The organism is Amycolatopsis jiangsuensis (genome assembly GCF_014204865.1).
Lineage (GTDB): Bacteria > Actinomycetota > Actinomycetes > Mycobacteriales > Pseudonocardiaceae > Amycolatopsis > Amycolatopsis jiangsuensis.
Window position 1 is genome coordinate 3,497,539 of record NZ_JACHMG010000001.1, and the last position, 13,116, is coordinate 3,510,654.

The window sequence follows — 13,116 nt, forward strand, 5'->3', positions numbered from 1 at the left end:
ATTCTCGATTCACTGACCGTTCGCAGCCTTCCGCCGCGGAGAAGGGCCTGGGTAGCTTCGGGGAATGGGTGATACGGCAGGGACGCCATCGGTGCTGATCGTCGGCACCGGGTTCGGCGGGATCGGCGCGGCCGTCGAGCTGAAGCGGGCCGGCTTCCACGACTTCACGGTCCTGGAGCGCGCGCAGGAGCCGGGTGGCGTGTGGCGCGAGAACACCTATCCCGGCGCGGCCTGTGACGTGCCCTCGCCGCTGTACTCGTTCTCCTTCGAGCCCAACCCGTTCTGGCCGCGGCGCTACTCCGGGCAGCGCGACATCCACGCCTACCTCAAGCACGTGATCGAGAAGTACGGCATCGACAAGCACATCCGCTACGGCCGCGAGGTCACCACCGCCGCGTTCGACCAAGACCGCTGGCGCGTGGAAACCGCGCAGGGCGAGACCTTCGAGGCCACGGTGTTCGTCCCGGCCGTCGGCCAGCTCTCCCGGCCCGCGCTGCCCTCGATCCCCGGCCGCGAAAGCTTCGCCGGACCGGCGTTCCACTCCGCGGAGTGGGACCACGACGTCTCACTGGAGGGCAAGCGCGTCGCGGTGATCGGAACCGGCGCGAGCGCGGTGCAGTTCGTCCCGGAGATCCGCAAACGCGCGGCGAAGGTGACGGTCTTCCAGCGCAACCCGCCCTACATCCTGGCCCGGCACGACACCCGGTACGCGCGCTGGCAGAAGTGGCTGTTCCGCCGGGTGCCGGCCACGCAGCTGCTCGGCCGGGTGCGGATCTTCCTGCTCGCCGAGTACGCGAGCTACGCGCTGGCCGGGCACCCGTGGCTGATCAAGCCGTTCGAGCTGCGGACCGCGCAGCTGCGCCGCCGCCACGTCAAGGATCCGGCGCTGCGGCGCCGGCTCAAGCCGGACTATCCCATGGGCTGCAAGCGGATCCTGTTCGCCAACGACTACCTGCCCGCGCTGGCGCAGCCGAACGTCGACGTGGTCACCGACCCGATCCGCGAGATCACCCCGCGCGGGGTACGCACCGCGGACGGGACCGAGCACGAAGCCGACGTGCTGATCCACGGCACCGGGTTCAAGGCGACGGAGTTCCTCGGCCCGATGAAGGTGCTCGGCCTCGGCGGCCGGTCACTCGCGCAGACCTGGCGCGACGGCGCACGGGCCTACCTCGGCCTGACCGTGCCCGGATTCCCGAATCTCTTCTGCGTCTACGGCCCGAACACCAACCTCGGCACCGGATCCATCGTCTACCTGCTGGAGCGCCAGGCCCGTTACCTGCGCCAGGCGGTGCAGGTGCTCGCCCGGCCCGGAGTGTCCTATCTGGACGTGCGCGAGGACGTCGAGGAACGCTACGACCGGGAGCTGCAGCGGCGCCTCGGCAGCAGTGTCTGGACCGGGTGCACGAGCTGGTACCGGCAGCCCGACGGTCGCGTGAGCACCAACTGGCCCGGCCTGGTCACCGAGTACGACCGGCGCACCCGCACCTTCGACCCCGCGGACTACCGGGTGGTGGCATGAACTTCGACTACGACGTGGTGGTCGTCGGCTCCGGCTTCGGCGGCAGCGTGACCGCGCTGCGGCTGACCGAGAAGGGCTACCGGGTGGGGGTGCTGGAGACCGGCCGCCGCTTCGCCGACGACGAGTTCGCCAAGACCTCGTGGCGCCTGCGGAAGTACCTGTGGGCGCCGAAGCTCGGCTGCTACGGGATCCAGCGGCTGACCTTGCTGCGCAACACGTTCATCATGAGCGGTTCGGGCGTCGGCGGCGGTTCGCTGGTGTACGCGAACACGCTCTACGAACCGCCGGACACCTTCTACGCCGATCCGCAGTGGGCGCACATCACCGACTGGAAAGCCGAGCTGGCGCCCTACTACGACCAGGCCAAACGCATGCTCGGCGTGCTCGAGAACCCGTTCACCACGCCGGCCGACGAGGTGCTGCGCGAGGTCGCCGTCGACCTGGGCATCGGGCACACCTACCGGCGCACCCCGGTCGGCGTGTACTTCGGCGAACGGCCCGGTGAGCAGACACTCGACCCGTTCTTCGGCGGCGCGGGACCGGCTCGGCGCGGGTGCACCCAGTGCGGTGAGTGCATGACCGGCTGCCGCGTCGGGGCGAAGAACACCACCGTGAAGAACTACCTGTACCTGGCTGAAAAAGCCGGCGCGCGCGTGCACGCGCTGACGACCGTGGTGTCCGTGCGCCCGATCGACGGCGGCTACGCGGTGGACACCGAACGCACCGGCCGCTGGGTCCGAAAAGGACGGCGGACTTTCACCGCCCGGCAAGTCGTCTTCTCCGCGGCTTCGCTGGGCACGCAACGGCTGTTGCACCGGATGCGCGACACCGGCACGTTGCCCGGTCTCTCGCCGCGACTGGGCGTGTTGGCCCGCACCAACTCCGAGGCCATCCTCGCCGCGCGTTCGCTGCGCACGGACACCGACTACACGCGGGGCGTCGCGATCACGTCTTCGATCCATCCGGACGCCGTCACGCACGTCGAACCGGTGCGCTACGGCAAGGGCAGCAACCTGCTCGGCCTGATGGCGACCGTGCTGGTGGACGCACAGGACGGCAAGCGCCGATGGGTGCTGGGACTGCGGGAACTGGCCCGGAATTGGCGGCACCTGCCACGGCTGCACAATCCGCGGCGCTGGTCGGAGCGGATGATCGGCCTGCTGGTGATGCAGACGCTCGACAACTCCGTGACCACCTACACCCGGCGCGGCCTGCTCGGCAGGCGGATGACGACGAAACAGGGCACCGGCGAACCGAGCCCGGACTGGATCCCGGCCGGGCACGAGGTGACCCGCCGCGTCGCCGGCAAGATCGGCGGACTGCCCCAAGGTGCCTGGACGGACCTGGCGAACATCCCGCTCACCGGTCACTTCATCGGCGGCTGCGCGATCGGCGACTCACCGGAGACCGGCGTCGTGGACCCGTACCAGCGGCTGTACGGACATCCGGGCCTGCACGTGGTGGACGGTTCGGCGATCTCGGCGAACCTGGGCGTGAACCCGTCGCTGACCATCACCGCGCAGGCCGAGCGGGCGATGGCGTTCTGGCCGAACCACGGCGAGCCCGATCCACGGCCCGCGCTCGGACAGCGGTACCGGCGGGTGAGCCCGGTCGTGCCGCACTCACCCGCCGTACCGTCCGCCGCGCCCGGGGCGCTGCGGCTGCCACTGCACGATGCCGGTCGGTGACCGGCCCGCACCACGTCAGGGCAGGTCGGCCAGCCCCGCGCTCACGGTGTTCGCGAACCCGTAGTCCGACGAGGCGTCCCAGTTGATCGACCAGGTCATCGCGCCACGGATGTTCGGGTAGGTCGCGTCCGGCTTGTAGTCACCGCAGTCGCTGGTCTTGGCCAGGCAGTTCAGCGCGGAGACGACGTTCTTCGGATCCTGGTAGCCGCCACCGGCCGCGGCGTTGGTCGCGGGCAGGCCGAGGGCCACCTGGTCGTCCCGCAGGCCGCCCTTGAGCTGGATGCAGGCGAGCCCGGTCAGGAAGTCGACGCTGCCCTGGGAGTAGGTCTTGCCGTCGCAGCCGTTCATCGTGCCGGAGTTGTAGTACTGCATGTTGACGACGGTCAGGATGTCCTTGGTGTTCAGTGCCAGCTGGAAGTAGCCGGCCTGGTCGGACTGCATGTCGATGGTCTGCGGTGCCATGGTGATCACCGAACCGCCGCCATCGTGGATGGCGTGCAGGGCCTGGCCCATGAACTCGGCGTTGACGCCGTTCTCCAGGTCGATGTCGACGCCGTCGAAACCGTAGTCGGAGATCAGCGACGTGATCGAGCCCGCGAAGGCGTCCGCGGACGCCGAGTCGCCGACGCTGATCGTGCCGTTCTGGCCGCCGACCGAGATGATCACCTTCTGGCCACGGGACTGCAGGGTCTTGACATCGGCCCGGAACTGGTCGTCGGTGTAGCCACCGAGCGCCGAGGACAGGTCCGGATCGAGGGTGAAGTTCACTTCACCGGGCTTGCCGGTCGCGTCGGCGAAGGCCACCGCGACGATGTTGTACTGCTCCGGCACGTCCGCGAGCTTGAGCGGCTTCGCGTCGTTCACGAAGTTCTGCCAGTACCCGGTGAGCGCGTGCTTGGGCACGTCCGCTCTCGGTTCGGCGGCCGTGGCACTGCCGGTGGCCACGGTGATGCCGAGCAGGGTGGCCATGACGGCCAGCAGGGACAGGAAAACCGGCCTGAGCCGGCGGGACCGTTCTGGGGACAACGGGAAGCACCTCCACGACGGTGAGGAAGATCGTCCCAAGGTGGACTAGACCAATACGGGATGTCAACCCTACGTCCGTAGGCCGTTGCCGGGGGCCATCCGCGACGCCGGGGGTCGCGGACGGCAGAATGCAGGCTCGGAGCAACCGCAGACGGAGCAGGAGCCGGGTAGTGAGCGTGCAGTCGGTCGAGCAGCGGATCGCCGAAGAACTGGGGGTGCGCGAAGGACAGGTCAAGGCCGCCGTCGGTCTCCTCGACGAGGGATCGACCGTGCCGTTCATCGCCCGGTATCGCAAGGAAGTCACCGGGATGCTGGACGACGCGCAGCTGCGCACGCTCGAGGAGCGGCTGCGTTACCTGCGGGAACTCGACGAGCGGCGGGTCGCGGTCCTGGAGTCGATCCGCGGCCAGGGCAAGCTGGACGAGGCGCTGGAGGCGCAGATCCTCGCCGCGGACACCAAGTCCCGGCTGGAGGACATCTACCTGCCCTACAAGCCGAAGCGGCGGACCAAGGCGCAGATCGCCCGCGAGGCCGGGCTGGAGCCGCTGGCCGACGGCCTGCTGAGCGATCCGTCGACGGAGCCGCAGGCGGCCGCGGCGGTGTTCGTGGACGCGGACAAGGGCGTCGCGGACGCGCAGGCCGCGCTCGACGGCGCGCGCTCGATCCTGGTCGAGCGGTTCGCCGAGGACGCCGACCTGATCGGCGAGCTGCGCGAGAAGATGTGGACCGAGGGGCACCTGGCCTCGAAGGTCCGGTCCGGCAAGGAGACCGACGGCGCGAAGTTCTCCGACTACTTCGACTTCTCCGAGCCCTACACCAAGCTCCCGTCGCACCGGATCCTGGCGATGCTGCGTGGCGAGAAGGAAGAAGTCCTCGACCTGTCCATGGAGGCCGCGGAGCCCACCGAGGAACCGCAGGTCGGCCCGACCGACTACGAGCAGCGCATCGCCGCCCGCTTCGGGGTGACCCAGCAGGGCCGCCCGGCGGACAAGTGGCTCGGCGACACCGTGCGCTGGGCCTGGCGTACGAAGATTCTCCTGCACCTGGGCATCGACCTGCGGATGCGGTTGCGCCAGTCGGCCGAGGACGACGCGGTGCGGGTGTTCGCGGCGAACCTGCGTGACCTGCTGCTGGCCGCGCCCGCAGGCACGCGCGCGACGATGGGCCTCGACCCGGGCTTCCGGACCGGGGTGAAGGTGGCCGTGGTGGACGCGACCGGCAAGGTCGTGGACACCCACGTGATCTACCCGCACCAGCCGGCGAACAAATGGGACGCCTCGATTGCCGAGCTGGCGGCGCTGTCGGCGAAACACCACGTCGACCTGATCTCGATCGGCAACGGCACGGCCTCGCGCGAGACCGACAAGCTCGCCCAGGAGCTGATCAAGAAACACCCGGAGCTGAAGCTCACGAAGGCCGTGGTGTCCGAGGCGGGCGCGTCGGTGTACTCGGCGTCCGCATTCGCCTCCCAGGAGCTGCCGGGCATGGACGTGTCACTGCGTGGCGCGGTCTCGATCGCGCGACGGCTGCAGGATCCGCTGGCCGAGCTGGTGAAGATCGACCCGAAGTCGATCGGCGTCGGGCAGTACCAGCACGACCTGCCGGAAACCTCGTTGTCGCGGTCGCTGGACGCAGTGGTCGAGGACTGCGTGAACGCGGTCGGCGTGGACGTCAACACCGCGTCCGCGCCACTGCTGACCCGCGTCTCCGGCATCACCACCTCGCTGGCCGAGAACATCGTGGCGCACCGCGACGGCAACGGCCCGTTCCGCAGCCGGGACTCGCTCAAGGGCGTCGCGCGGCTGGGCCCGAAGGCTTTCGAGCAGTGCGCGGGCTTCCTGCGCATCCCGGACGGCGACGACCCGCTCGACGCCTCGTCGGTGCACCCGGAGGCCTACCCGGTCGTGCGGCGGATCCTCGACCACACCGGCAGCGGGATCCGTGAGCTGATCGGCAACGCGCGCACGCTGCAGAAGCTGCAGCCCACGCAGTTCGTGGACGACACCTTCGGGCTGCCCACGGTCACCGACATCCTGTCGGAGCTGGAGAAGCCGGGCCGCGACCCACGTCCGGCGTTCAAGACCGCGACCTTCGCCGAAGGCGTCGACAAGATCGGTGACCTCAAGCCCGGGATGCGCCTGGAAGGCGTGGTCACGAACGTGGCGGCGTTCGGCGCGTTCATCGACGTCGGTGTGCACCAGGACGGCCTCGCACACGTGTCGGCGCTGTCGAAGAACTTCGTGAAGGACCCGCGTGACGTGGTCAAGCCGGGCGACATCGTGAAGGTCAAGGTGCTCGACGTCGACGTGCCGCGCAAGCGGATCTCCCTGACCCTGCGCCTGGACGACGAACCGGGTGCCTCGTCCGGGGAACGCCGCGGCGGCGGTGGCGGTGGCGGCCGGGATCGCGGCAACGGTGGCCAGGGCGGTCAGGGCGGACAGCGTCGCGGGCAGCAGAACCGCGGCGGCGGCAATCGCCGGGATTCCGGCGGCAGCGGCGCGATGGCAGACGCACTACGCCGCGCCGGCTTCGGCAAGTAACACCCTCGAGGAAAAGGCCTCCTCACCCAGGTTGCGGTGAGGAGGCCTTTTCGCTGCGCAGGTCAGGGATTCATTTCGTACGCCCCGGAAAGGTCACGCACCTTCTCCCACACTCGGGCGAACCGCTCGTCGTCCACCACCGGCTTGCGCAGCGCGGCCAGCGCCAGCTCCTGCTGCTTGCCGGTGGAGCTCGCCTTGCCGTGCAGATCCACCGCGGCCGCGCTGAAATCCTGTACCAGCACAGCGAAGAGCTGGTCGAGCACGTCATCCTCGAGACCGGTCAGCTCGGCCTGTTCCAGGATCAGCTGGCCGTAGACGACAAGGGTGAACAGTTCGGTCAGCGCGAGCCCGAAGTCGAGGTCGGCCTGCTGCGCCTCGTCCGGCGTGGCCTCGGCGAGCAGGCGGACGAGCAGCTGCGCCTGCTCGGTGAAGCGGGCGACGTTCGGGATCCGCGCGGCCTTCTCGTAGACCGGTTTCCAGTCGTGGAAACGGACTTTCGACAGTCCGCGCGCCGGCCCCTGGCGGAACAGGAACCCGTCGTCCGAAGCGTCGTCGCGGGTCGGCACCGCCGGATACTCCTGCGGCGAGAACAGGTACGCCGGCATGAACTTCGCGATCAACGCGAGGTTCACCGCGACCGTACCCTCCAGTTTGGGCAGTCCGTCGATGTCGTTCTTGGCCATCGCGAGATAGGTGTCCGCTTCGAAACCCTTGGCCGCCACCACATCGGCGACCAGGCCGATCACCTTCTGCGCCTCGGTGGTCACCTTCATCTTGGTGATCGGGTTGTACAGCAGGTAGCGGCGGTCTTCCGGACCCGCGGTGCGGAAGTAGTCGACCGCGCGGTCCGAGAACAGCTTCATCCCCGCCAGCCGGACGAAGGACTCCACGAACTCCCGTCGTACGTGCGGGAAATCGGTGACCGGCTTGCCGTAGAGCACCCGGTTGTGCGCGTGCGTGATCGCCTCGTACAGCGAATGCGTGGCCATGCCGATGCCACCGAAGCACAGGTTGAACTTGCCGATGTTAACCGTGTTCAACGCGGCGCTGAACGCCTCCGCGCCGGTGTGCAGGATGTCCTCGGCGCGTACCGGATAGTCCTCGAGCCGGAATTCGGCGACGAACATCTGGGACGGCACCACGTTCTTCACCACGTGGTAGTCCGGATGCTCGGAGTCGGCGGCGAAGAACACGTACTGCTCCTGCCCCTCGACCCCCTCGATCCGGCCGAACACCGACACCGTGCGCGCGCAGTTCCCGTTGCCGATGTAGTACTTCGAGCCGTTCGCGCGGTAGCCGCCCGCGCCGTCCGGCGTGAGCACCAGATCGGACGAGTAGATGTCCGCGCCGTGGTCGCGTTCGGACAGTCCGAACGCGCCGACCCCACCCGCGGCGAGCGCGTCCGCGGCCCGCTTCCGGGCGGCGCCGTTCACGCTCTGCCACACCGGGCCCAGGCCGAGGATGGTGACCTGCCACGGATACCAGTAGTTGAGGCCGTAGAAGCCGAGGATCTCCGACAGCGCCGCGATCCGGCTGGTGTCCCAGCGTTTGTCCGGATTGCCCGCGGAGTCCGGCGCGGGCGTGAGGAAGGTGGCGAACAGCCCCTCTCGCCCGGCGAACTCGAGGAAGTCGGCGTAGAAGACGCGATCGTGGTAGTCCTCGGTGAGCTTGCGCTTGCCACGTGCCTCGAACCAGTCGATCGTGGCGCGCAGCAGCCGCCGGGTCTCCTGGTCGAACCGCTGTGGGTCGTACGCGTGCGGATTCAGCAGCAACGACGTCGCGCTCATGTGCCCACCTCTCGTGATTACCGACCGGTAACTTAGCAAGCCGGGCCGGTGCGGGCAAACTCACGCGCGCCGCGGCGGGCCGGCACGCTAGACTGTGGGTACGGTCCGCTCAGTTCTGCCTCGGGCCGTCGTTGTCGACTACCACGCGCCGCGGCCACCTCGTCCGCGCCGGGCAGGACAACCCTTCTCTCAAGTATGGAGATCAGGGCACCTGGCGTGCCCGCCGCACTGATGACTACTTTCACCGAACTCGGCCTGCCCACCGCCCTCGTGGACGCGCTGGCCGCGCAAGGCGTGACCGAACCCTTCCCGATCCAGGCCGCCACCCTGCCGCACACGCTCGAGGGCCGTGACGTGCTCGGCCGCGGCCGCACCGGTTCCGGCAAGACCTACGGCTTCGTGCTGCCCCTGCTGGCGCGGCTGGCCGCCGGTCCCACCCGCCGCCGCCCGGGCCGCCCGCGGGCGCTGATCCTCGCGCCGACGCGGGAGCTGGCCACCCAGATCGAGGCCGCCATCCTGCCGCTGGGCCGGGTGCTGGGCCTCAAGACGACCACGATCTTCGGCGGCGTGAGCGCGCGCCCGCAGATCACCCGGCTGCGCGACGGCGTGGACATCGTGGTGGCCTGCCCCGGCCGGCTGGCCGACCACATGCGGTCCGGCGAGGTGAAGCTGGACCGCATCGAGATCACCGTCCTCGACGAGGCCGACCACATGGCCGACCTGGGGTTCCTGCCCGAGGTCCGGCGCATCCTGGCGGCCACGCCCGAACGCGGCCAGCGGATGCTGTTCTCCGCGACGCTGGACGGCGGGATCGACGTGCTGGTCAAGCAGTTCCTGCACGACCCGGTCCTGCACAGCGTCGACTCGGCCCAGTCGCCGGTCACGACGATGACCCACCACGTCCTGCACCTCGAGGAAACGCACCGGCTGCCGGTGCTGGTGGACCTGACCGCGGCGCCCGGCCGCACCCTCGTGTTCACCCGCACCAAGCACCGTGCGAAGGCGCTGACGCGGAAACTGGTGGCACAGGGCGTTCCCGCGGTGGAGCTGCACGGCAACCTGGGCCAGAACGCCCGGACGAAGAACCTCACGGCCTTCTCGTCCGGCACCGCCCGGACCCTGGTGGCCACCGACATCGCCGCCCGCGGCATCCACGTGGACGACGTGACCCTGGTGATCCACGCCGACCCGCCGGTCGAGCACAAGGCCTACCTGCACCGCTCCGGCCGCACCGCCCGCGCCGGCGCGTCGGGCACCGTGGTGACCCTGATGACGGACGCCCAGGTGGCCGACGTCCGGTCGCTGACCCGCAAGGCCGGCATCAAGCCGACCACCACGCGGATCGGGCCGGACCACCCGCTGCTGGCGGAGCTGGCCCCGGGCGAGCGCACGTTCGACACTTCGTCCCGGCGGCCGGTGGTGGACACCCGGCCGTCGAAGGTGACCGCCACCGGAGCCGCCCCCGGCTCCGGCCGGGGCCGAGGTCGCGGCGGAAAGCCGTCGGAGAACCGCGGCGGCCAGGCGGCGAGGACGAACGCCCAGTCCCGCCGGTCGCCGGATCGCACCGGGGGCCGCCGCGGTTCCCAGCCGGGCCAGGGCGGCGTCGGTCAGTCCGAGCACCGGAGTGTCCGGACCGGACAGGGTGGTCAACGCGGGCAGCGAAGCCGCACCCAGGCGGACGCTCCCGGGTCCACGCGCACCGGCAACCGTCCGGCGAAATCGCAGCCGAGCGGCGCCCGCCGTGGCGGTGCCGGTTCGGCCGAGCGCCGCCGCCAGGCAGGCCGCTGAGACCTTCCGGGAAGGTCTCCTGACCGGAGCACGACGGTGGCTCGGCGGGGACCAGCTCAGGCCAGGGCCGCAAGGAGCACCGGCCCTCCGGCCAGCACCACCAGCGCTGCCGCGTTGGTTTTCCGGTACTGGGCGAGCAGGGCCACGAACTCCCGCAGGAAGGCGCTCGGCACGAAGTACGACGCGGTCTTCGCGCCGATCACGTCCAGCTTCAGGCCCAGGCGGCGCGCCAGTACCGCCGTCCGGAACACGTGGTAGTTGTTCGTCACCGCCAGCACCCGCCCTTCGAAACCGCGCCCCGCGAGCAGTTCCACGCTGAAGCGCAGGTTCTCGTCGGTCGTGGTGGCCTGGTCCTCGAGCACGATCCGCGACGGCGGGACGCCGGCTTCGGTCAGGTATCCGGCCATCGCGGCGGCTTCCGACGTCAGCTCGTCCGGCCCCTGGCCACCGGAGACCACCAGCAGGGTTTCCGGGGAGCGTTGCGAAACCTGCATCGCGCGATCCAGACGGCTAGCCAGCAGCGGCGGCACGCGATCACCCAGCAGGCCGGAGCCGAGCACGATCACCGCACCGGCGCGGGCCCTGCGGCTCAGCCGGCTGTAGAGGACCGAGTACAGCACCAGGCCGGTGAACACGAAAGCGACGTAACCGGCCACGAGCAGGGCCGAGACGGCGAGCGTGCGCAGCCAGGGCTGTTTCGCGAAGAACAGGCCGCTCACTGTGAGCGCGAAAACGCCGAGCATCGCCAGCCCGGCCAGCAGTGACAGCAGGTTCGCCGGCCGGCGGCCTTCGCGGCGGAGCATCACCACGCCGTTCGCGATCAGTGCCCACGGCAGCAGCAGCGCTGCCAAGGCCGCGGCGGCCACGCACACCAGGATGACAACGGTCTGCGCCCAGCCGGCGTGCTGCAGCAGGCTGAACAGCCACATCCCGGTGAACAGCAACGCGATCGCGAACCACACCGCGTTCCCCAGCCGTCGTGGTTCGCGGACGAAGCGCACCACGAACACGAGAACGGTGAACAGCGCGAACAAAGCGGGGACCATGATCAGGCATTCTCGCGGTTGCCGTCCCGGCCCGCTCACCGAGGGTCACAACGCCGTGGTCAGGCCCCTCGCCCGCAGCACGGAACGCTCCAGCGGACGGAACACGACGAGCTCGATCGCGACGCCGACGAACAGGATCAGGAAGATCGCCGCGATCACCTTCGGCATCGAGTTGTAGGACGAACCGTCGTTGAGGTAGGTGCCGAGGCCGACACCTAGGCTCGGCGAGCGAGCGATCAGCTCCGCGGCCATCAGCGACCGCCAGGAGAACGCCCAGCCCTGCTTCAGCCCGGCGAGGAAACCCGGCAGCGCGGCGGGCAGCAGGATGTGCCGGGCCGCGGCCAGCCTGCCCGCGCCCATCACCTTGCCCACCCGCGGCAGGATCGGCGGGATCTGATCGATCCCGGACACCAGGCCGTTCGCGATCGACGGGACCGAACCGAGCAGCACCACGAAGTAGATCGCCGCGTCGTTGATGCCGAACCAGATCACCGCGGCGGGGACCCAGGCCACCGACGGCAGGCTCTGCAACCCGCTCAGCAGCGGTCCGATCGCGGCCCGCACCGGACGTACCTTGGCGACCAACACTCCGAGCGGGGTGCCGATCAGCACGCCCGCCGCGAAGCCCAGCGCGGCCCGGTGCACCGACGTCCAGATGAAGCCGAAGACCGAACCGTCGGCGACCGTGCCGGTGAACTCGTCCCACACCGACAGCGGCGCGGGCAGGGTCGTCTCCGGCCAGAACGCCGCGGCCCACAGGAGCTGCCACACCACCACGAGCAGCACGAGCGCGCCCACCGGCGGCAGGAAACCGCGCACGAACCGTCGCCAGAACGACGGCCGGCGCGGGCCCACCGGGGTGTCGAGCCGGTCGAGACCGGCGCCGACGGCCTCGTCGAGGTCCGGGGCCGCCTGGTCAGGCTGCGGCATGGGTGCTGATCACCTCACGCAGGTCCGCCGTGATCTCCTCGGCCAGCTGCTCCGAGTCGGCCGACGGGACGTCGTGCCATTCACGCACCACGCGCCCCGGGCGCGACGACAGCAGCACCACGCGCTGCCCCAGCCGCACCGCCTCGCGCACGTCGTGGGTGACGAACAGAACCGAGGTCCCGGTGCTGCGCCACACCCGCAGCAGCTCGCCCTGCAGGACGTCGCGGGTGATCGCGTCCAGCGCGGCGAACGGCTCGTCCATCAGCAGCAGCGCCTGCTGGTCGTCACTGCCGACGCGGTGCGTCGCGGCCAGCGCGCGGGCCAGCGCGACCCGCTGCCGCATTCCGCCGGACAGCTCGTGCGGACGCTTGCGACCGGCGTCGCCGAGCCGCACCAGCTCCAGCAATCCGGCGGCCTTCTCCTGCCGTTCGGCGCGGCCGAATCCGGCCAGCCGCAACGGCAGTTCGACGTTGCGGCCGGCGGTGAGCCACGGCATCAGCGCGGCCTCCTGGAACATCACCGCGGGCCGCGAGGTGGTGAGCGTGATCTGCCCGGCCGAAGGCTGGTCCAGCCCGGCCACGAGGTTCAGCAGGGTGCTCTTGCCGCAGCCGGAAGCGCCGAGCAGGCACACGAACTCCCCCGGTGCGACCGTCAGGTCGACCCCGTCGAGGGCCTGCACCGCGCCGCCGTCCGAGCCGAACACCTTCCGCACGTCCTCGAGGTGCACCGCGGCGGAGGTGGTGGCTGCCGGTCCGGGAAAGGTGGTGGTCATCGCGGATCGCCTTCCGG

Annotated in this window: 9 protein-coding genes; 4 read left to right on the plus strand and 5 right to left on the minus strand. The window is 70.1% G+C overall.

Features of this window, described 5'->3' with window-relative positions; genetic code table 11:
- Window positions 1–64 precede the first annotated feature (64 nt).
- Both BJY18_RS15405 and BJY18_RS15410 read left to right on the plus strand, forming a co-directional pair.
- The gene (locus BJY18_RS15405) at window positions 65–1,522 is read left to right on the plus strand and encodes a flavin-containing monooxygenase (RefSeq protein WP_184780638.1); all 1,458 of its coding nucleotides are present in this window, start codon (window positions 65–67) and stop codon (window positions 1,520–1,522) included.
- The gene (locus tag BJY18_RS15410) at window positions 1,519–3,210 is read left to right on the plus strand and encodes a GMC family oxidoreductase (protein WP_184780639.1); all 1,692 of its coding nucleotides are present in this window, start codon (window positions 1,519–1,521) and stop codon (window positions 3,208–3,210) included. Before BJY18_RS15405 ends, BJY18_RS15410 begins: the two co-directional genes overlap by 4 nt.
- Window positions 3,211–3,225: 15 nt before the next feature.
- Here the strand turns inward: BJY18_RS15410 and BJY18_RS15415 are convergent, their stop codons facing one another.
- A complete protein-coding gene (locus BJY18_RS15415) occupies window positions 3,226–4,236 on the minus strand; it encodes a chitinase (protein ID WP_376774669.1) in 1,011 nt (336 codons plus the stop codon).
- A gap of 128 nt (window positions 4,237–4,364) precedes the next feature.
- Here BJY18_RS15415 and BJY18_RS15420 point away from each other — a divergent pair, with 128 nt between their 5' ends.
- Window positions 4,365–6,776 carry a Tex family protein gene (locus BJY18_RS15420; RefSeq protein WP_221457750.1) on the plus strand — a complete coding sequence of 804 codons (2,412 nt, stop codon included), beginning with the start codon at window positions 4,365–4,367 and terminating at the stop codon, window positions 6,774–6,776.
- A gap of 62 nt (window positions 6,777–6,838) precedes the next feature.
- Here the strand turns inward: BJY18_RS15420 and BJY18_RS15425 are convergent, their stop codons facing one another.
- Window positions 6,839–8,563 carry an acyl-CoA dehydrogenase family protein gene (locus BJY18_RS15425; RefSeq protein ID WP_184780641.1) on the minus strand — a complete coding sequence of 575 codons (1,725 nt, stop codon included), beginning with the start codon at window positions 8,561–8,563 and terminating at the stop codon, window positions 6,839–6,841.
- 231 nt (window positions 8,564–8,794) lie between these two features.
- Here BJY18_RS15425 and BJY18_RS15430 point away from each other — a divergent pair, with 231 nt between their 5' ends.
- Window positions 8,795–10,351, plus strand: a complete 1,557-nt coding sequence (locus BJY18_RS15430; protein ID WP_184780642.1) for a DEAD/DEAH box helicase — start codon at window positions 8,795–8,797, stop codon at window positions 10,349–10,351.
- Window positions 10,352–10,407: 56 nt separating this feature from the next.
- Here the strand turns inward: BJY18_RS15430 and BJY18_RS15435 are convergent, their stop codons facing one another.
- The 3 genes from BJY18_RS15435 to BJY18_RS15445 are packed head-to-tail and all read right to left on the minus strand — an operon-like array spanning window position 10,408 to window position 13,099.
- Window positions 10,408–11,397 (minus strand): YdcF family protein, encoded by a 990-nt coding sequence (locus BJY18_RS15435; RefSeq protein ID WP_184780643.1) that lies wholly within the window; start codon window positions 11,395–11,397, stop codon window positions 10,408–10,410.
- Window positions 11,398–11,442: 45 nt separating this feature from the next.
- On the minus strand, window positions 11,443–12,327 hold the full coding sequence (locus tag BJY18_RS15440; protein ID WP_184780644.1) for an ABC transporter permease: 885 nt from the start codon (window positions 12,325–12,327) through the stop codon (window positions 11,443–11,445).
- Window positions 12,314–13,099, minus strand: coding sequence for an ABC transporter ATP-binding protein (locus BJY18_RS15445; protein ID WP_184780645.1), 786 nt, complete (start codon window positions 13,097–13,099; stop codon window positions 12,314–12,316). Before BJY18_RS15445 ends, BJY18_RS15440 begins: the two co-directional genes overlap by 14 nt.
- Window positions 13,100–13,116: the final 17 nt, after the last annotated feature.